This window comes from Microvirga sp. Mcv34 (assembly GCF_024519725.1).
GTDB lineage: Bacteria > Pseudomonadota > Alphaproteobacteria > Rhizobiales > Beijerinckiaceae > Microvirga.
Genome location: NZ_JALJRK010000079.1, coordinates 1 through 19787 on the forward strand (window position 1 = coordinate 1; position 19787 = coordinate 19787).

Annotated in this window: 19 protein-coding genes and 1 pseudogene; 9 read left to right on the top strand and 11 right to left on the bottom strand. The window is 62.1% G+C overall.

The genetic code is table 11. The features are described from left to right. Positions 1–111: 111 nt before the first annotated feature. Positions 112–588, top strand: coding sequence for a phosphatase domain-containing protein (locus OC446_RS24765; protein WP_410055125.1), 477 nt, complete (start codon positions 112–114; stop codon positions 586–588). Between the two features lie 168 nt (positions 589–756). On the opposite strand, the gene OC446_RS24770 is transcribed toward OC446_RS24765, so the two are convergent. The 8 genes from OC446_RS24770 to OC446_RS24805 form a co-directional block, all read right to left on the bottom strand. After that, entirely contained in the window at positions 757–1797 is a 1041-nt protein-coding gene (locus OC446_RS24770) for a hypothetical protein (protein ID WP_262031677.1), read from the bottom strand. A gap of 277 nt (positions 1798–2074) precedes the next feature. Beyond that, positions 2075–2314, bottom strand: a complete 240-nt coding sequence (locus tag OC446_RS24775) for a hypothetical protein (RefSeq protein ID WP_262031678.1) — start codon at positions 2312–2314, stop codon at positions 2075–2077. A gap of 45 nt (positions 2315–2359) precedes the next feature. Then, entirely contained in the window at positions 2360–3310 is a 951-nt protein-coding gene (locus OC446_RS24780; RefSeq protein WP_410055127.1) for a zinc-dependent alcohol dehydrogenase family protein, read from the bottom strand. 208 nt (positions 3311–3518) lie between these two features. Beyond that, the gene (locus OC446_RS24785) at positions 3519–4631 is read right to left on the bottom strand and encodes an RHE_PE00001 family protein (RefSeq protein WP_262031680.1); all 1113 of its coding nucleotides are present in this window, start codon (positions 4629–4631) and stop codon (positions 3519–3521) included. 750 nt (positions 4632–5381) lie between these two features. Beyond that, positions 5382–6518, bottom strand: coding sequence for a plasmid partitioning protein RepB (repB, locus tag OC446_RS24790; protein ID WP_262031681.1), 1137 nt, complete (start codon positions 6516–6518; stop codon positions 5382–5384). Then, on the bottom strand, positions 6518–7726 hold the full coding sequence (gene repA, locus OC446_RS24795; RefSeq protein WP_410055126.1) for a plasmid partitioning protein RepA: 1209 nt from the start codon (positions 7724–7726) through the stop codon (positions 6518–6520). The genes repB and repA overlap by 1 nt, the downstream gene beginning before the upstream one ends. 757 nt (positions 7727–8483) lie before the next feature. Continuing rightward, positions 8484–8837: a hypothetical protein gene (locus OC446_RS24800; RefSeq protein WP_262031682.1), complete on the bottom strand. Its 354-nt coding sequence runs from the start codon at positions 8835–8837 to the stop codon at positions 8484–8486. Between the two features lie 301 nt (positions 8838–9138). Further along, complete coding sequence (locus OC446_RS24805) at positions 9139–9357, bottom strand: hypothetical protein (protein WP_262031683.1); 219 nt, start codon at positions 9355–9357, stop codon at positions 9139–9141. 169 nt (positions 9358–9526) lie between these two features. Between OC446_RS24805 and OC446_RS24810 the strand changes: the two are divergent. After that, positions 9527–10391 (top strand): annotated as a pseudogene (locus tag OC446_RS24810) (acetyl-CoA carboxylase carboxyltransferase subunit beta); the annotation flags it as partial. An 862-nt stretch (positions 10392–11253) separates the two neighbouring features. On the opposite strand, the gene OC446_RS24815 reads toward OC446_RS24810, so the two are convergent. Further along, a complete protein-coding gene (locus OC446_RS24815) occupies positions 11254–12162 on the bottom strand; it encodes a recombinase family protein (RefSeq protein WP_262031684.1) in 909 nt (302 codons plus the stop codon). 425 nt (positions 12163–12587) lie between these two features. On the opposite strand from OC446_RS24815, the gene OC446_RS24820 reads away from it, so the two are divergent. Both OC446_RS24820 and OC446_RS24825 read left to right on the top strand, forming a co-directional pair. Beyond that, the gene (locus tag OC446_RS24820) at positions 12588–13682 is read left to right on the top strand and encodes an RHE_PE00001 family protein (RefSeq protein ID WP_262031692.1); all 1095 of its coding nucleotides are present in this window, start codon (positions 12588–12590) and stop codon (positions 13680–13682) included. A 76-nt stretch (positions 13683–13758) separates the two neighbouring features. Next, the gene (locus OC446_RS24825; protein WP_262031685.1) at positions 13759–14346 is read left to right on the top strand and encodes an IMPACT family protein; all 588 of its coding nucleotides are present in this window, start codon (positions 13759–13761) and stop codon (positions 14344–14346) included. Positions 14347–14600: 254 nt separating this feature from the next. Here the strand turns inward: OC446_RS24825 and OC446_RS24830 are convergent, their stop codons facing one another. Continuing rightward, the gene (locus OC446_RS24830) at positions 14601–15773 is read right to left on the bottom strand and encodes a histidine kinase dimerization/phosphoacceptor domain -containing protein (RefSeq protein WP_262031686.1); all 1173 of its coding nucleotides are present in this window, start codon (positions 15771–15773) and stop codon (positions 14601–14603) included. A gap of 207 nt (positions 15774–15980) precedes the next feature. Here OC446_RS24830 and OC446_RS24835 point away from each other — a divergent pair, with 207 nt between their 5' ends. Further along, the gene (locus OC446_RS24835) at positions 15981–16373 is read left to right on the top strand and encodes a response regulator (RefSeq protein WP_262031693.1); all 393 of its coding nucleotides are present in this window, start codon (positions 15981–15983) and stop codon (positions 16371–16373) included. A 14-nt stretch (positions 16374–16387) separates the two neighbouring features. On the opposite strand, the gene OC446_RS24840 is transcribed toward OC446_RS24835, so the two are convergent. Next, on the bottom strand, positions 16388–16675 hold the full coding sequence (locus OC446_RS24840; RefSeq protein WP_315986539.1) for a DUF6894 family protein: 288 nt from the start codon (positions 16673–16675) through the stop codon (positions 16388–16390). A gap of 408 nt (positions 16676–17083) precedes the next feature. On the opposite strand from OC446_RS24840, the gene OC446_RS24845 reads away from it, so the two are divergent. The 4 genes from OC446_RS24845 to OC446_RS24860 all read left to right on the top strand — a co-directional run bounded on the left by OC446_RS24845 (position 17084) and on the right by OC446_RS24860 (position 19747). Next, positions 17084–17830, top strand: a complete 747-nt coding sequence (locus OC446_RS24845) for a Crp/Fnr family transcriptional regulator (RefSeq protein ID WP_262031687.1) — start codon at positions 17084–17086, stop codon at positions 17828–17830. After that, positions 17827–18072 (top strand): hypothetical protein, encoded by a 246-nt coding sequence (locus tag OC446_RS24850; protein WP_262031688.1) that lies wholly within the window; start codon positions 17827–17829, stop codon positions 18070–18072. The genes OC446_RS24845 and OC446_RS24850 overlap by 4 nt, the downstream gene beginning before the upstream one ends. A 193-nt stretch (positions 18073–18265) precedes the next feature. After that, the gene (locus OC446_RS24855; protein ID WP_262031689.1) at positions 18266–18523 is read left to right on the top strand and encodes a DUF2934 domain-containing protein; all 258 of its coding nucleotides are present in this window, start codon (positions 18266–18268) and stop codon (positions 18521–18523) included. A gap of 123 nt (positions 18524–18646) precedes the next feature. After that, positions 18647–19747 carry an NAD(P)/FAD-dependent oxidoreductase gene (locus tag OC446_RS24860; protein WP_262031690.1) on the top strand — a complete coding sequence of 367 codons (1101 nt, stop codon included), beginning with the start codon at positions 18647–18649 and terminating at the stop codon, positions 19745–19747. Positions 19748–19787 lie beyond the last annotated feature (40 nt).

Sequence of the window (19787 nt, forward strand, 5' to 3'; positions counted from 1 at the left end):
CTCACGATCCCATGAAATGAGCGCTCACCATCGCGTGAAACGGCTGCTCACGATCCGCGAAATCCGCAGCCCCGCAAGGCCGAGGACCACAAGCGCGAGTTAATCCACAACATGCTGGCGCTCTACCGTGGTCTGCCCTTTGTGCTGATCGGCGACAGCGGTCAGCATGATCCTGAGATCTACCGCCAGATCGTTAACGAGCATCCCGGCCGGGTGCTGGCGGTCTACATCCGCAATGTCTCCCGAAGTCCGAAGAGGATCAAGGAGATTGAGGATCTCGCCAAGGTGGTGGCGGGTGCAGGCAGCAGCCTCGTCCTGGCGGCCGACAGTCTAGCGATGGCCGAGCACGCGGTTGGCCTTGGACTGATTGCTCCAATGACCCTCTCCGACGTCCGGGATGAGAAGGCGGCTGCCGCCGACACGGCGCAACCACCGGCGACCCATGGTATCCAGCGCGCCACTCCGGCTGCAACCGCTGATGCCGTGTCGCGTGGTGACCTGCAGCATCTGGTCGAGACGGGATCGGAGGCCGTGCCGCCAAGCGTCATCGTCGAGCCAAAGACGCGCCGGCCCCTCGACAAGGCTTGACGTGGCAGGGACCTCCCAGAACTAGGTGCACCTAGAGCGGTCCATGGTGGAGGGTTCCTGCCACGGTTCAAAGACCCTCACTCCGGGCGCAAGGGTGCTCACGCAATGGGCTCTGCCAACCCCACAGAGCAGCGGCATATCCAGGCGATAACTCCAGATAAGATTGCCTTAATGCCAGAACGGCATCCTGACCTTTCGGTTATTGGGGAACTTCGCGTTCATCAACGGTTCCGCATACGTGAACAGCAGCCGTCTGCGGAACGCCGGGGGCGTCTCGACGATCTGAATGTCCCGCGCCAGTGTCTCGTCTGGCCAGAAGTAGGGCTTCTGTCCGCCCATGAAGGCCGCCTCTTGGGTCCACGGCGGCACCTCCAGCCCCCAGCGCTGAGCGAGGTGCTCACCCATCGCTCCGAGCCAGGCATTATCCCTCGGCTCTCCGGTCGGGACAGGCACCGGATCGAGCATGGCCTGTTGCGCTGCCTTATCTTCCTCCAGGTAGAAAGCCTCCCCGAACTCGGTCGAGGCAAGGCCAAAGCAGTCGCCATCCTCCCTGGCTATCGCAGCGACGTCGGCCAGGGACTTCGGGGTCGCGTTCAACACCAACCCGCAGCCAAAACGATCAAGTGCATATTCGAACTGGGACAGCCTCTTCTCAAGGATACGAGCGAGTTCGCCGTCCTCTTTGACTCTTCTCTCAAGGTAAGGAGCGACGAGGCGCTTCAGACGCTTGGCACTCTTCACGCCGGCCTGAGCCGCGATCCGGATGGCAGGTTCGAGGTCGTCGTAGCATATGTCGTCTCTCAGGCGAAGCGAGGCAAGGAACGTCATTGGGACGAGCAGGCTGGCCGGCGCGGAGAGAACACGAAGTCCGGGGCGCTCCCAGGACGGGTACATGCCCGTCGGGAACCCGGCCGACGCGGATGGCCCATGACCGAATGCGGCCGGAAGCACATCCTCGACCCAATCGTGGGGGAGCCCGACGCTTCGTCCCGCTCCCACAACTGCCTGCCGAACGATTCCGTGCCTACCCTCGAGAGCAATATCAGCCTCAATGCGGGTGCCATCGTCGGACCAGCTATAGCGTGCAAGGATTGTACTTCGCCCATGGATCATGATCTCGCCGATCACCCGGTGACCTCTAAGCTCCTCGCCAGCGAGGTCCAGTGCCTTACGGATGAGGGCGAGGTAAATGTGAGCGGAAGCCGTCATCGCCGAGTTCCCAATGGGGGCGTGCCCGAGAGGAAGGTAGGGCGCAGCGCTCCGCAGCCCATGCCGCCAAACGCCAATGCTTTGGCGGCTCACACACCAGTTTGATTTCGCGCAGAGGAGCGTCTATTGATCGAACCAGCACGACGTTTGGTTTGGGTCAAACTGGACGGTTCCTGACTTGCATTGAAGGTCCGCTTGTGGGCGGTGACCTGCCCCTCCCTCTGCGGCCGAATTGGCTTGTGTGGCCCTGTAACTCTCGTGCCACCGTGTCCCTGACCTAGTCGAGCCACGGCTGGAGGAGCGGCTTGGCGAGAGCGAGTTGCCGCACGATGCCCTGATGCGGCACGCCGCGCTGGTGCAGGAACTCCCGCATCTGCTCCTGGGCATCCTCCCAGGACAGCCCATGCCGGTAGCAGCATTCCAGGTACCTGAGCGTGCGCTCGCGGTTCAACTCGGGGACAGCGAGCGGAGCTTGCTCGTCCATGAAACACGGGGCCACGAGATCTTCGCACGCCATGGCAGAGGCCTTCTGAGACGGTCAAATGGTATGCGCCGAGACGTTTCAGAGTTCCAGACAAATCTTGCCGAAGTGCGCTCCCGATTCCTCGTACCGGAACGCATCCGCAATTTCGGTCAATCCGAACCTGCGGTCGATCACCGGCCGCAGGCCTGTGGCCTCGAGTGCTCGGATGAAATCCGTCTGCTGGCGTCGGTTGCCCACGATCAGCCCCTGAAGCCGGGCCTGCTTGGCCATCAGGGCACCGGTCGGAACCTCGCCGGCTCGGCCGGTCAGCACGCCAATGAGCGCGATGTGTCCACCGACCCGCACCGCGGCAATCGACTGTCCTAGCGTGCCCGGGCCGCCAACCTCGATCACATGATCAACCCCTCTGCCGCCGGTCCAATCCCATGCACGCCTGCCCCAGTCCTCCTGTCGGCGGTAGTTGATCGTGTGATCGGCGCCCAAGGCCCGGACCCGCTCCAGCTTCTCGTCCGAGGACGAGGTGGCGATGACCGTCGCCCCCATAGCCTTCGCGATCTGGAGGGCGAAGATCGAGACGCCGCCGGTGCCGAGCACCAGCACGACATCGCCAGCCTTGAGCCCGCCGTTGACCACCAGGGCCCGCCAAGCGGTCAGCCCGGCGGTCGTGAGCGTGGCCGCCTCGGCATGAGTGAACCCGTTCGGAGCTCGGGTAAACCAAGTCGCCGGCCGCACCACCACCTGCCGGGCATAGCCGTCGACCCCGTCACCAGGCGTGGATGAGAAGTTGGAGACCGTTGGGAGGCCTTCGAGCCAGCCTGGGAAGAAGCAGGAGACCACAGGATCGCCAGCTTTGAACTCGGTCACGCCCTCGCCCACCGCCTCGACCATGCCGGCGCCGTCCGACATCGGAATGCGCCCGTCTGCCGTCGGCATCCGTCCGCTCACGACGCCGTAGTCGTGGTAGTTGAGCGAGCTCGCGTGAACGCGGACCCGGATCTCGCCCGGGCCGGGAGCCCCGGGATCGGGCATCTCGATCAGTTCCAGCCGATCGAGGCCGCCGGGTGAGCGCAACGTGATCCCTTTCACCGTCTGTCTCCAATCGTCTGATGACTTGCGGGGCGGTGTGGCCAGCCCATGGGAGCCTGCCTGCTCGTGGGCTTGGCACGACACCGGCATAACGGCCCCGACGCTGGTTCGATCCATCGGGTGGTGCAGGTGAGATCACCTTCCGATGGGCTTAGACGATGCCCCATGCTCTGTAGCGGGTGCGGCCGGTGAGCTCCCTTGGCAGCGCGCCGCCGAGCTGGGCCAGCATCAGATCGACGGCCTTGGGCGTGACCTTGAGCAGCTTGGCCGCGAGCGGCACCGTCACGAGCGGGCGCGACAGGAACAGCTCGACCAGCCCGGGGAGTTTGGAATTGGAGCGGGTCTTGGCCGTGACCCGGCCCATCAGCTCACCGGCGAGGATGAGCCGGTCGAGATCCTTGTGCGCCAGACCCAGCGCCTCCTCCAGCACCTGGCAGAAGCCCTCCAGCGTCTCGGCGGCCCCTTCCCTGCCCTGCGGCCGGAACTTCGACTGCTTGAAGCCGGCCGCCAGCGGCAGCAGATGGGCGGTGAGGCCCCGCGCCCGCAGGATCGATGCCGCCATGATCAGCCCGAGCCACGGCAGGCGGGTGTAGAGGTTGAGATCGAGCCAGGCGGTCCACGCCACCGCGGCCGCGGCGATCGCCGGCCAGCCGCTGGTGCGCTGGACCACCTCGAGCCACAGGTCCTCGGCCTCGGCCTCATCCTGATCGGGATCGTAGACCAGATGCGAGCGGCTCTTGCGCAGCGGGGTCTCGCCAGCCAACACTTTGCTGGTGCGCGCGAGCAGGGCATCGATCTCGGCGAAATGCGCCTTCCACGGATCGGCATCGTTGGCATAGAGCGGATACGCCGCCTCATCGTCCGGATCCGGCTTCCTGCTCCCCTTTGCCTTGACCGATGTCTCCGCCACGCCGCCGATGCCGCGCAGGGCGGCCAGGCCGTCGATGGACAGGGGCCAGGGCGCCTTCCGGGCCAGGGCGGTGCGCCGCGCCCGCAGGGCGGCGGCGGCGCGGGTGAGCTCGTGGGTGGGATGGCGCACGTCCATGCCGGCGTCGTGCAGCACCAGGTCGCCGACATCGACGAGATGGCCGTCGAGGAGGAGGGCCCGCACCGCCTCGGTCATGTCGCAGCGCGACTGCCAGCCGGCGGCCAGCCCGGAGGCCTCGAGGCGGGCATCGAAGCGCAGGATACGGATCGTGATCGCCTCGAGCCGTCCAGCGATGCGCTCCCACGGCAGGTCGGGCAGATCGTAGGTGCGGGGCACCAGGACCGGCTCGTCGTCAAAGTCCCCTTCCCTGCTCCCGATCGCCACGCTCGCCCTCAAGCTAAGTTGTTGATCTCATCAGATATAGCTCGCCGGGGAGAAGCAAAACAAGGCTTTGCTACATCATGATGTGAGGCTCGGTGCGATATTGCTGGACGGCATTCGCCGCGAGTTTCAGCACCGCTGGCTGCACACCCGCTCAGAGCTTCCAAGTGGTTCGCACAAGCTCGCAACCGAGACAGAAGCTATTGTTTCTTAAGCCATTTTTCTGGGCTATAGGATAGCCCTTTCCCCAGCCGCTGGTTAACAGAATGGCTTGAAAGACCTTTTCAAACGATCAATTGAACGCAGCATCCAGCTATGTACAGAATATCGCCTGCATATAGCAGTTCTTACCAGCTCATACCCTCCCCTACTCCGCCTTTGCTGGTATTTGGCTCTCTTAGACCGGCGTGCGTGAACTGAAGGCTGATCCCGTTGAAAGTGAACACCTGCTCTATTCGCTTCTTACGTCAGAGCCCAGCGGCGCGGTCGGACCAATCCATCCGAAAGCGATACCGGTTACCACGTCTGAGGAGTTTTACATCTGGCTCAACGCGCCGACTGAAGATGCTCTGAAGCTTCAGAGACCCCTTCCCGACGAGCTCCTTGAGATCGTTGTGGAAGGGGAAAATCTGACTAGCGGGCGGGTCAGAGCATCTGGAGATAATATCGTGAGGGCAGAACCATGCGCCCTGCCCTCTGCTACCATCATTCGTGAGTACTATCCTGCTGGTGTTGAGCTTGGAAGCTGCCGTAGAGTTCGTCGAGCTTTGAGACGAGGTAATCACCAAACTCAGGAGCAAGCTTCCGATCAAGCTTTAGCGTGAAGCTCTTATGATCCTTTACGATTCGAGCAATTTTTCGGCCGGCAGGGTCGTTCCAGTAAATTGGCGTGGCCTTAGAAGCCGGTATCTGTGAGGTGGGAGCATGCTGGCTGTCCGCGGAAGGACGTGTCGCACCATTGCTAGTGGATGCTGCACTCTCGGAGAGGTCTGTCAGTAAGCGCTGGAAACGGTCCGCGCTCTCTATGCTCCCAAATTCATCAAGGCTGATGATTGATCGCGCCCGCTCCAGATTAGCCTGATCTTGAAGGAGATCTGTGAGTTCCAGCCATCGTCCCCGTCCGATACCAGGCGCATGGCCGATCGCCTCAATAACTGTATGAGGAACCTTGTTGGGAACACTGATTAGCTTGGCGAGATTGGATTTATCGATCGAAAGAGCCTCGGTGATTGTTGCGCGCGAGAACCCGCGTTGCTCAAGGCGGAAGGCGAACATTGCCTGCTCGATATAAGTCAAATCGAGACGTGCGTTATTTTCTTGACCTTGGGCAACGACGAGTTCGTCGTCACTCATTTGCTTGACGACAGCCCGGACCTTAATTCCAAGCTGGGTAACTGCTCTCAGTCGGCGGTGACCATAGGCAACTTGGTAGTGACCAAGCTTGGTCGGATGAGGACGGACGAGGATAGGAACCTGCTGACCACGGGCTCTGATAGCCTCAACGAGAGAATCGTGGGCAGCATCAGACCCGTCCATTCGATCTCGAACGAAGGATCCTTCAATGATCTCAGGGTCGAGTTCGACGATCGCTTGGCCAGAGGCGAGCTGCGCACGTAGCTCACTTACGTCCCCTTGCGCGGACAGTACAGTCTCAAGGGCCTTGTTGATCGCGCCAACGGCGCTGTTCCCGCCGATGCTCCCTCCCTGTGCAAGAGGAGATCGCTTGCGAGGGGCCAGTGAAGAGGGATGCCGCTGTACATTGTCAGCGAGGGTGGGCTTTTCGGTGGGGGCAGCAGGGTCAATCGCTCCCGAAAGCATGCTGGCGATAATTTTACGGGTCATTATGCTCTCCCCCAAGCTTTTGTGATGAGGCTCTCGATCTCAGAGTTTACGTTGTTCAGGGATTCAAACGCCCGGTCGTACGTCGACTTCGTGAACTGCTCGCGCGAAACCTCGTAGAGGGTTTGCTTGGTGATCCCTGCATCCGAAATCGCTGTGCTCTTGAGTACCGGATAGTTCAGGACATGTTCCCCGAATCGCTCCCGCATGAACGAGACCATTTGGTTCTGTGGCCCATCGCCCGGCTCATAGCGGGTAACGAGGTACTTCAACCAGTCGTACTCGAGAGCGGCGCCGGCGTTTCTGACGACGCTCAGCAGGTCTGAGGTCATAGTCAGGAACTGGCACATAGACATGACATCCAGCATTTGCGGATGCACTGTGACGAGCATCGCGGTGCTGGCGCATAGGGCTGATAGGGTGAGGTATCCGAGCTGCGGAGGACAGTCGATAATCACGACGTCGTAATCTTCAGCCACAGGGCCAAGTGCAATGCCCATCCGCGCAAAGAAGAGCGGTTGGTTCGGATCTCGGCTCGTTAGGGCCTTGGGTGTCTCGTGCTCAAATTCCATGAGCTCGAGGTTGCCTGGAATGATGTGCAGTCCAGGGAAGTATGTTTCCTGGATCACCTCGCTGATCTCCCTGACCTCGTCATCGTAACGGATTGCGCCGTAGAGGGTTTGGTTCTCACCAACGTCGAATTCTGGTTGGAAGCCATGGAGAGCGGATAGGCTTGCTTGCGGATCTAGGTCGATCGCCAGGACTCTGTACCCACTGAGAGCCAAGTGCTGTGCCAGGTGAGCAGCCGTCGTCGTCTTGGCACTTCCACCTTTGAAATTCACAACGGAGATGACCTGAAGGTGCTCGCTTCCTAAGCGATGCTTGACGTAGCCGCGTTCAGACTTGCCGCTTTCGTCGAGATAGGCCCGCAGTGCATTGATTTCCTCAAGACTGTAGAGTCTGCGGCCGTTAGGTGCCATTTCAGGCTCAGGCCCCTTCCCTTCCAAGGAAAGGCGCCGAAGATAGCTGTCGTTGATGCCGACGAGGCGAGCCACTTCACCCGACGTAAATTTCCGCAATGTTTTACGCGCAGTTGGCGGATACAGCATTAGGCGCTGTTCATTCAGCTTCTCTGATAGCCCGCTGGCATGCTCAGCGATCAGGTCTTCAAGAGCGGTCTTCAGATCTGATTTCAATAACGCTTGGGCCACGGTTCGCCTCTCGTAGTAACGGTCTGCAGCGCGAAGAACTGCTTTCGTCCGTGAGTAGGCCGTAGAGACGTTAAAAACCTGTTAATGCGTTCGCGGATACTCAGGTCGTGGTCAGCTGACCACTTAAACCTCCTGCTCCGCATCGCTCTCACCGGCACTACGAGCGAGAGAGGGTATCTGGCCCGATAGTTTCGAAATGTCGCCGGCACACCTGTGGATTTTGTTATCCGCTGACTACAAAGCAGCGACAGCCCAGGAATTTCAGGAGGACAATCGCACTCTCAAAACGGGTGGGGAGCCCAACCAACACAATATGGTGGAGGTTGGCTTTCTATATGTCGGCTCACAAGGGATCCTGTGGTCAGCTGACCACAACAAGAGCATCCATGCCAGCAATTGACGCGATATCACGTTACGATTACTCATGCTGGCTACGGATTTCGAAGACTATAGCGTGCCCAGCCCGCTGCCGGTGGATCGAACAGGGGTTTGTGGTCAGCTGACCACGACCGGTAGCTCAACTTGGAGCTCTCAACTTGGAGCTATTAGGCCATGATGAGCACGAGTCGAATTTGGTACGTGGACGGCTGTGCGACTGGAACCTGCGTGATCGAGCAAGGGGCGCCGCATAGGCTACTGGCCTGCCTTCCGTGATTGTCCGCCAGCCTCTACGAGGTGCTTGGTTTGGGCGGTCCGTTCTGTGGTCAGCTGACCACCCCGTGGGCCTGGGGTCAAGCGACGCGGTGGTTGGCTGAGGTTAAAGTCCGACCTGGACCGGCATGCTCTGAGCATGTTTCTGCTCGTCGTAGTACCCAGCGGCCTGCTGGACTGACTTGTGGGCGGACTGGGGCATAGCATCTACCAGTGGGATGCCATCACGTCCCGCTTGGATCATGAAGCCGGAACGTAGCCCATGGGCGCTGAACTCTGCTGGGTCCAGCCCGGCCATCCGGCAGCGCTTCTTAAGGATGAGATCGACCGATTGCGGGGTCAGCTGGTTCGACATGACAGAGCCATCCTTTTGGATTTCCCGGAAGATTGGGCCCGATGTGATCCCCGCAAAAGGCAACCAGCCATGAAGGGCTACGGCAGCGTGGCCTGCAGCGAACATGAAAGCCCCCTGCCCCGCGGTGGTCGTTTTCGTTCGCCCCTGTGCGATACGAATGCGGGTTACGGTTGGAGACGCTGGATCGGCTGGTCTGAGCTCGATCGGATCAACCACCGTGATTTGAGAGTGCCTCAGCGTCGTAACCTCGCTGCGCCGCCGCCCCAGGCCACGATGGCAACCAGCCGAATTGCCTGGTCGCGGATGTCGAGTGCCTTCGATCCGCCGCAGGAAGCAACGGGCCGCTCGAGAACATCTCGGGTAACGGGCTCACGACTCTTGCGCTGGGATTCGCGATTTAAGGCCCTCATCGCCAGACGACCGACCTTCTGATGCCGGGATGGTCAAACAGGGCGTCAACGCCTTTCCACTGGCGCAGGATCGACCAGTTGGACAGCGGTCGGGATACGGTCTTGTACGCGTGTGGTCCATTGGCTTTCAGGATCTTGCGCTGCCTGAGTTCCTCAATCACGTCGCCGGGCATTCCGTGCGCCGGATCGGCAGTCTTCTGATGCGGATCCCACATGTGATGGCCAATGAACTTCGGGACGAACTCCGGGTCGACTGGCCTTGGGACGGGGCCTCCGGTCGCGGCGCGGCACGAAGCCTCGAGGTAGGCGAGATCAGAGGCGAGGGCCCGTCCAGCGTGGGGTCGCACTCCTGCTACATTTCCGCGGTCTGTGCTGCGCCGGCAGATTGCGAAGGAGCGCCGCAGGAGCTGGGTAGCCGATGTCGCGCCAAAGATCAAAACCCTGTTCAAGCGGGATGCTCCTGACAACCTCTGGATCAAATGCCTGGACTCTGGACAAGTGTGTTCCAGAAGGATGTTGAGGTTAACCAATGGGTGATCCCAGGCTCAGGTCACCACATGCGCCTGTCCGCGATCCAGCGCCTGATGCTGACTTTTGATGGGTGCCAGTGGACGGATGCGCCCGTCCCGGACGTGGACTCCGACCCGCTGACGTTCCGGGACACCAAGCGCTACAGCGGCCGGCTGAAGGAGGTCCGCACGAAAGCCGGGTTGCCGGACGCGATCAAAGTCGGCACAGGAACCGTCGAAGGCCTTCCGATGCCTGTGGCTGCCCACGATCCCGATTTCATCGGCGGCTCGCTCGGGGGGGCGCCGGGGAGGCGTTCATCAGGGGCGCCGAAACGGCGATCGAGCGAGCCACTCCCTGTGTGGCGTTTACCGCCTCGGGTGGAGCCCGGATGCAGGAGAGCATCCTGTCCCTCATGCAGATGCCGCGAACCACGATTCTCATCCAGCGGCTGCGCGAGCGAAAGCTCCCGTACATCGTGGTTCTCACCAATCCGACTACGGGCGGCGTCACGGCGTCGTATGCGATGCTGGGTGATGTCCATATGGCCGAGCCAGGAGCCCTGATCGGCTTTGCTGGGCCACGGGTGACCGGCCAGATGATCCGCGAGCACTTACCCGACGGGTTCCAGAGGGCCGAGTTCCTGAAGGAACACGGCATGGTCGATATGGTGGTCCATCGCCATCATCTGCACTCGACACTGGCGCGCCTGTACAGCCTTCTTATGCGACTGCCTGCCATGGGACCGGGACGACGTCCGATGCCCCGGCGGATGACGGGTCGGATCATCATGAAGCTGACCGTCCGGCGCCTTCCGTTGAACAGAGCAACCTTTTGTAGGGAGAGGGGACACTGTCTCGCGCATCCATCAGCACCATCACCGTTTTGGTTGAAGGACGACGGCGTGGCGGCCACTATGGTTAATGGAAGGAAAACGGGCTGGAGGGGGAATGGCGCGAAACCCGGTTCGCGATGAGCGACGAGGGGACCTGTTCGGGGCACTTCCACCACCCTCCAAACCGACACGCCGGACCTCCCCGTCGAGGCCGGTGCGTGAGGAGACCCGGCCACCGGAGCCGGTATCGTTGGCGGCTCTCGGCCCGAAGGCAACACGGCCTGAGATCGACGAGTTTCTGGATGGCATGCCGGATCATGAACTGGCCTATCTCGCGGTAGCGGCTACGCGGCTCGGGAAGCGCAGGCTCGCCAAGGGCAGGGGAGGGGCCTCCGGCCAAAAGGCATGATCAAGAGGCAGCTCGCCTCTTGATCATGCCTACTATTGGATTGGCGGCGAGCTGATGGAGTTTGAGGACCCGGGCTGGACGTGGTGAGCGAATGGGAGCAGGCAGGATCCTTAAGCGGCATGCGTAGGTCAGTAGGGTAATATCGGGAAGCCTCACCGCCAACGTGTAGAAATCCACGAGGGTCAGGGTAGGGCGCTCGAATCTGTGGTGAAATGGCCCCGTCGGAAGCGCCATCGCGGCTATCGAATCCATGGCTTGTAGATCCTGATGACCTGCCAGCAGGGCATCAGGATCTCCCAACGGTGGCACAAGCTATCCAAGTGTCGGCTTCGAACGCAAAATCTGGTGACAGCATCGCGATCACTGGATTTCAGGGACTGCGAGACCAATTTTGCGGGCCCGATCGAGTTGGAATTTGACCGAGCTGGCCTTCCATTCTCTCCCGCCTCGTGGCGTCCGCTCTCGCATCCCTTCCAGCTGAGCGCCGATCTCACGCAGGGTGAGGGTCGGGTTGGAGATCGCGATGCCGGCAATCAGGGTCATGATGCGATCGTCCGGCGGCCGTCTTCCGGCTTTCCGCAACAACTCCGGCTCAGCCATCCGCTCGGCAACCAAGCGCTTGATCGCCCTCCGGAGACTTTGATCCGTCCACCGCTGGCCTCGTGCATTCAGCACCTGCACGACATCTCGCCAGCTATGGTCCGGCCGCATCTGACGGACGACCGGAAGGAAAGAATTGGCCGCCGTCAATAGGTCGCCCAAATAGACGCGGTCGCGGGCGAGGGCGGTCTTGCGGATCGCCTCCGGCCGTCCCTCACGCAAACCGGGATTCCCCGGCCTCTTCCCCTTAGCCACGGCCGCCTTCACGCCAGCCTTCGTGCGCTCCGAGATGAGCGATCGCTCCAGCTGAGCGACAGCGCCCAGGACCTGCAAAGAGAACATGCCTTGCGGGGTCGACGTGTCGATTGGATCCCGGAGGGATCGGAAATGGGCGCCTTTCTCCTCAAGCGTCTCGATAACCTCGAGCAGGTGGCTGACCGACCGAGCCAATCGATCGAGCCGGACGACCACGAGGACGTCGCCCTTCGAGATCTCACGGATGAGTTGGGAGAGAACCGGCCGGGCCCGGGAGGCGCCGGACCCGTGTTCCTGGTGGATGACTTCGCAGCCGGCTGCCTTGAGCTCGTCGAGCTGAGCGTCGGTTGTCTGCTCCTCGGTTGAGACGCGGGCGTAGCCAATCAGGCGCTGCCAAGTAGGGGAGGGAGCCATGGGTCGATTTCAGTAGCGATTTTGGCTCTTTGTACACACTTTGCGATCACGAGAAAAGGATCGTTTGCAGACGACCCGTGAAAGATTTCGTTGACCAACCAGGAAGGGCAGGGCTTCTCACCGGCCGCCGAAAGTGGCGTAAAAACAAGGAATTCCGGAGCTCCGCGGCCCCCAGAGGACCGAACGGGGCGTTCTGCTCCACCATCAAACGCCCTCGGTTGGCATGATGCGCAGACACAGTCTCGCGAGATGGCTCAAATCCGTTCGTCAGACCGTAGGTATCAGTTGCTTCGCTTCCAACACCCAAGCTATAGTTCGAAATATCAATAACTTAGCCGTTGGGGCGCAAGCGTGGCTTTTGAGGGCAGGGAGCTGGAGTTTGACGATCCGGCGCCGCTGGAGGTTCGAGCCTTCGAGCCTATGACCTGCCGGACCTGCCGTGGGAGGGGATCGCCGGCCGGCTCGAGCAGGTCGCCGTCCGCATCCTGCGCCTCGACGCCCGGCTGGAGGCCTCGGGCCTCTCCGCCGGCTGGCAGTCGCGCTGTGACATGACGGAGGCCGTGCGCGCCCTGATCCTCGATGGCCATCTCGTCGATGTCGGCGACCTCGTCCTGCACGATGCCGGCATGGACGTGCGCCACCCCACCCACGAACTCACCCGCGCCGCCGCGGCCCTGCGGGCGAGGCGCACCGCTCTCGCCCGATCCGCGCCCTGGCCGCTCTCGATCGACGGCTTGGCCGCCCTGCGCGGTATCGGCCCGGCACGAGGGGAGGGGGATCACACGCGGCCCAAGGGCAAGCCGGATCCAGAGGACGAGGAGGCCTACCCGCCCTTCGCCAACGATGCCGATCCGTGGCAAGCGCATTTTGCCGAGATCGATGCTCTCCTGGACCGCACCAACACGATCCTCGCCGGCGAGACCCCGCTGCCGAAGCGCCGCTCGCACCTGGTCTATGACCCTGACGTCGATGAGGCCGAGAACGAGGACCTCTGGCTCGACGTGGTGAAGAGGACCGCCCACTGGCCGGCCGTGGCGGCTGCTGCGGTCGCCTGGAACGCCTGGCTCGATCTCAACCTCTACACCCGCCTGCCCTGGCTCGGGCTGATCATGGCCGCCGCCATCCTGCGGGCGCGCGGCCTGACCTCTCATCTGCTGCCCCTCGCGGCTGGGTTCAAGCAGTCGAGGTTCCGGCCGCAGGGGAGGGACGGGGCGCTGGAGAAGCTCGAAGGCTTCTGCACGGTGGTGGAGGAGGCGGTCGCCATCGGCCACAAAGATCTCGATCGCCTGATCTTGGCTCGGGAACTCATGGATCGGGTGACCCGCCAGTGCCGCGCGAACTCCAAGCTGCCCGAGCTGGTCGATCTCTTTCTCTCCCGTCCCCTGGTGACGGTGCCGCTCGGGGCCAAGCTCTTGAAGGTCACGCCCAAGGCCGTCGACCTCATGCTCGCTCAGCTCGGCGGAGCCCGTCCACGCGAGCTCACCGGCCGCTCCCGCTACCGCGCCTGGGGCATCGTGTAGGGACGGTCCGATCAGCCTGGACGGCCGACCGAGTCAGCGGCTGACTGACTGGCGCAGAGGGTGTAATGCGAAGCCCATGTTTACGTTGGACCGAACCACATCCCTCGAGCAGGTGATCAAAAAGAGCCGGTTCATCGCCGTGGCCGGCCCACTTGCAAGCGAGCCGGCGGCCAAGGACTTTGTCGCCTCCCACTCCGATCCGGATGCCAACCACAACTGCTGGGCTTGGCGGATCGGCCAGACCTACCGGTTCAGTGACGATGGCGAACCCAGCGGTACCGCCGGCAAGCCGATCCTGCAGGCCATAGATCGGCTTCAGCTCGATCATGTCGCTGTCGTTGTCACGCGCTGGTTTGGCGGCGTCCTCCTGGGCAGCGGCGGTCTGGTTCGGGCCTATGGCGGCACGGCCGCGGCGTGCCTGCGCGCCGCCACTCTCGTCGAGATCGTGCCCATTCAGGAAGCCACCATCTTCGTCCCGTTCTCCGACTCTGCGCTGGTGAGGGCGCGGCTTGCCAGCATTGCGGGCGTTCATCTCCGCCATGAGGGTTTCACCGAAACGGGCGTGACGATCACGGCCGATCTTCCCGAAGCGACCGCCACGCACATCGTTCGGATGATCACCGACGTCACCAGCGGACGGGCATCGATCTCGATCAAGCCATAAGTGCCGGCTTGCCATGAGCCAACTGGCTTTACGGCGAGAACCAGGGCATTCGCTGCTCCAGCCCTGGCTCGTCTCGGTTCAGATACGGGCGGCACGAGAGTGACCGGGCTACGCACGCCCTCTCGGCCGCAGAAGGGCAGGTTCAGGTGAACAGCGGACCCTCAATACAAGTCGGGAACTTCCCAGTTTGACCGATGGGAGACCTTCCACCTTCTCCACATGACGAACCGATTTATCGGGGCCGAACATCATCGTCACAGCGGCAGGGGAAATCTGACGCAGGTGCGCGTGCCCTTCTCGACCGGCTCCCGCTCCACCTGCCCATCGAGCTGGTTGGCGAAAGCGTCGATGAGCTGAAGGCCGAGCCCACCCTTGCGAGGCGGTCCCATGCCACGTCCATTGTCCTCAACCGCAAGGCAGGCCTCACCGATTTCAGACCGTGTCGTGAAGCTGACCCGGATTGTGCCGCCATCCTCATCAAAGGCGTACTTCAGGGAACTGGTGACCAGCTCGTTGACGATCAGCCCAGCCGCCACAGCCCGATCCAGCGGAAGCAGCGCCCCTCGCTCGGCCTCAACCTCGATGCCCACCGTCTCCCGCTGCGGGTCGATGTTGGCGCACAGAGCCCGCAGGTAATCGCCGAACTCCACGTTGCTGATGCCCGCCTCGAACGAGAGCTGATCCTGAGCCAGGGCAATCGCATGCACCCGGTCCATGACGCTCACGAAGCGGTCCCGGTCCTCCTGTGTCGAGGCGTGCCGCCGTTGCAGGGCCAGGAAGGAGATGATGGTCTGGAGGTTGTTCTTCACCCGGTGCTGGAACTCGCGCAGAACCACCTCGGCAAAGGACTTCTCCCGGGCGTGGACGGCTGCCGCCTCGGCTGCCTTGGCCTCGGTCTCCAGCCGCAGCAGGGCCACCCCGAGGATGTTGGCCATGGTGGCCAGGAAGGTCACGTCACCCTCGTCGAAGGAGCGTGGTTCCTCCGCATCCACCTCCAGCACGCCCCAGGTGCGCCCGTCGATCCGCACCGGCACGTTCACGATCGAGACGATGCCATGGTCGCGCAGGCTCGGGTGCATGCGGAACTCAGGGTCGTTCGGCAGGTCCTCGACAATCACCGGAGACGCCGTCTGCATGCATCGTCCGGCCACCGAAGCATTGTCGAGGGGGAAGGTCGTCTGCCCCACCACGCCGGGCTTCCAGCCCACCCCTGCCACCATCAGCAGGTCACCGTGGTCCGGACGGTAGCACAGCACCTTCGCGTGCTTGATATGGGTGACACGGGAAACCTGCGCAGTGACGTAGTGCAACAGCCTCTCGCGTGGCAGAACTTCAGACGCTACTCGGCCGAAGGCGGCGAGTGCCCGCTGGTACTCGTGCATGCGCTTCAGTTCAGGGCTGGGACCGTCGCTCCTCTTGGGCATCATGCCTCCTGCTCACATGCCTGTTGGGACTGTCTTACTGCAAGGCTGGAAAAGCTCGGCGGCTGTGTCAGGTTCCAGAAGGAGGCGTTGGCCAAGTTGTCTCGGCCGATCCCCTCAGGGTCGACCCCAGCCGATCTTCGCCTAGTTAGGAGGCATTATTCGAGATCTTGGTATTAGGAACAAAGACCATTGCTCCCTTTTTCGTCGGGCATGCCTGGCCCGAACCCCCTCCCGCGTGCTCTCGTTCTGGTTGTCGAGGACGAGGCGCTTGTGCGAATGACCCTTGTCGATGTGCTGGAGGATGCCGGCTTCAAGGTGATCGAAGCCGCCCATGCGGACGAAGCGCTGCGGGTTCTGAGCGCCGTCTTCGGCATCCACGCCGTGGTTACCGACGTGGAGATGCCGCGCGGCAGCATCAACGGCTTCGAGCTGGCCCGGCGGGTCCGTTCGGACAAGCAGGATATTGGAATTCTGATTGCATCGGGACGGGCTGCACCCAAGCCTGGCGATCTGCCGGAGGGAGCCCTGTTCCTCAGCAAGCCCGTCCATCCTGAGACGCTCGTGCGGCTCCTCAAGACGCTCCTGAGGTCGGAGCAGACATGACGGGAAGATTACCTCTACCGACGGTCTGCCATCGCGGAAGGGTATTCCACAACCAGGGAGAGTGCGGCTCGGAGCACAACCTGTCCCGCCTCGTCCCTGACGCTGACGATGAACGTGCGCTGATCGCCATCAGGAAGTCCGTCCCGCGCCATGTGTGGCAGTTCCTCCTGAGCGATGGCTGTAGCCGCCTCAAGGTCCTCCAACTCCTGCCCTTCGTCGTCGGGAACGAGGACATCACCGTCGTACGTGTCGAAGAAATAGCGCGGCACAGGCACTCCAAGGCTCGGGATCGTAGCCGTCAACGCTTGGCTTCACGCCTTGTTCGCTGTCCCATGAAGGAGATGACGCCTCTGGCTCGGGGCTACGAATGGGGGCTGCTTGCTGAGCCTTGTGCTCCTCTTCCTCCACCAACACCTCCAGATGCTTGGCCTGATTCAGACTGATCTGTCAGGCTCCTTATCAGGGATGACGCTCGTCCTCTCGCGCACATCGAAACAAAACCGAAGCGTGAATTTCTGCTGGAGGATCAAAGATGAATTCGGTTTTATGATCCAAACACAATATCGACACGATGTTTTTTGCGGAATTAACTTAGATCAGCGACAGAGATTTATTTATGTGCTATAGGATAATCATTATCAGCAACCGAACCTTAGGCGCTGATACCTGAGAGAGACGTGTGCTCCCGCCTGCAACAGGAGGAGTGTCACATGCATGCTTCTTTCCCCTCCCAAGACAATCCCCTCATCCGCAAGCTGGAGAGCATCTTCACGCTCACCGATGACGAGCGCCAAGCCCTTCAAAACCTGTCGATGCAGCTTGCTGTCATCAAGGAGGATCAGGACATCGTGCGCGAGGGCGACCGTCCCTCCCGGTCCTGCCTGATCCTGAGCGGCTTTACCGCCACCTACAAGATCACCGCAGGCGGCAAGCGCCAGATCGTCACTTTCGGCATGGCCGGTGACATTCCCGATTTGCAGAGCCTGCACCTGAAGGTGCTGGACATCAGCATCGGCACGCTGACCCAGTGCCGGGTGGGCTTCATCACCCATGACGACCTGCGTAACCTCTGCACCCGCTATCCGCGCATCACCGCCGCCTTCTGGCGCGAGACCCTGATCGAGGGCGCCATCTTCCGGGAATGGGTGACCAATGTCGGACGGCGCGAGGCCTACAACCGCATGGCTCATATGCTGTGCGAGCTGCTGGTGCGCCTGAGGGCCGTCGGTCTGGTCGAAGGCTACTCTTGTGATCTGCCGATCACCCAGGGCGAGTTCGCCGATGCGCTCGGCATCACGACCGTTCACGTCAACCGGGTGCTCCAGCAGATGCGGGCTGACGGTCTGATCGAGCTGAAGGGCGACCGGCTGAACATTCCTGACTGGGAGAAGTTGAAGCAGGCAGGCGAATTCGATCCCACTTACCTGCACTTGGAGATTGATCAGGCTGCCGCATGACCCTCACCCTTCAGCCGATAAAGGTTGCGACAGGCTTCGATGAAGACGGCATGATAGTCCTCGATGAGAAGCAGCGGCTGGTGGCGGTGCTGGTTCACCTTTCGGACGAGAATGAGGTGGCCCCGGGGCAGTGGTACCTGGAGGCAGGTTTTGGCCGGCTGGATGGGATCAACCATCCCGTCTTTGCCGATCTGGACGCAGCCCAGGAGTGGATCAGCCAGTGCCTCGCAAGAGGACGATAGCGGCTTCCGGTTTGCCCTCTTGCCACGCAGGCGCCGTCCACACGGCCTTGCGCGAAATCGAACCGGCTGCCGGAAGGCCCGAAACTGGCACCAGCAGGTGAGCCTCCCTTGTGGCAGCCACATCCATAACGGCGAGCGGTGAACATCCTCTTGGCCTGATCATTAACGGGTGTCCAGGACAAGGGAGATGATCATGTCCGACACGGTGTCTGCCGCAGCTATCGCTACCAGCCAGGATGACAGGATCCGGCAGCGGGCCTATGAGATCTGGGAAAGTGAGGGCCGCGCCGGCAACCCTGAGGACCATTGGTTCCGGGCCGAGCGGGAGCTTGCCGAGCAAGGGCAGGGGCGCTCCGACGCGACGGCGGAGAATGCTCCACCGGCAGCGGCTGCCTTCGAGGCCAGCTCTGCCGCGACAGGCGAGATCCCTGACGAACGGCTCGCCGAGTAGCCTGGAGACTGATTGAAGGGGGCAGTTACGTTTGCCGTTGAGGAGGGAACATCAGGACCTTGCCTCAATCGGCAGTCCGAGGATCCACCCGTCCGGTGGACCTCGACAGGCAACGGGAGCGCCATGACCAACACTATGCCGAAGATCGTGATCGTTGGAGCTGGGTTCGGAGGACTGACGGTCGCCCAGTCTCTGGCGCGGCTCCCGGTCGAGGTAACCGTGATCGACCGCCATAACTTCCATTACTTCCAGCCCTTGCTCTATCAGGTCGCGACAGCCGCCCTGTCGCCGGCGGACATCGCCTGGCCGATCCGTGGCATCCTCAAGCGGCAGACGAATACAACCGTCCTGATGGCGAACGTGACCGGCATCGATACGGATCAGCGCCTGGTTCATGCCGGGCCTGTGACCGTCCCCTATGACTACCTGGTCCTTGCCACGGGTGCCACGCACTCCTACTTCGGCCATCCGGAGTGGGCGTCCGTTGCTCCAGGCTTGAAGCAGATCGAGGACGCGACCGCCATCCGCCGCAGGATCCTGATGGCCTTCGAGCAAGCTGAACTGATCGAAGATGTCGAGGAACGGCGGCGGCTGCTCACCTTTGTGGTGGTTGGCGGCGGTCCCACGGGCGTCGAGATGGCTGGCGCCATCGCCGAGGTGGCGCATCATGCCCTGCCGGCCGAGTTCCGGCGCATCGACCCACACGCCACCCGCGTGATCCTGATCGAAGCCGGCCCACGCCTGCTCCCCACGTTTCCGGAAGATCTTTCGGCCTATGCGCAGCGGGCTCTGGAGCGAATGGGCGTGGAGGTCATGACCGCGACCCGGGTGACCCACTGCGACGAACGTGGGGTCGATCTGGAAGGATCGCGGATCCAGGCCGGCACGATCGTGTGGGCTGCGGGGGTCGTCGCCTCGCCGGCAGCCGAGTGGATCGGGGCGGAGAGAGATCGGGCTGGGCGGGTGAAGGTCAGCCCGGACCTGACGGTTCCTGGCCGACCTGAGATCTTTGTGGTCGGCGACACCGCGGCGGCGGCCGACGAGACCGGACGGATGGTGCCCGGTATTGCCCCGGCGGCGAAACAGATGGGCCGTTACATAGCGGAGGTCATTGCGGCAAGGATCACAGGAAGACCCAAGCTCGGGCCGTTCCGGTACCGTCATCAAGGCGACCTCGCCACGATCGGCCGCAAGGCTGCGGTGGTGAGGTGCGGATTCCGATGAAGCCGGACGCTTGTTCCAAGGTGAAGCCGGACACCTATTC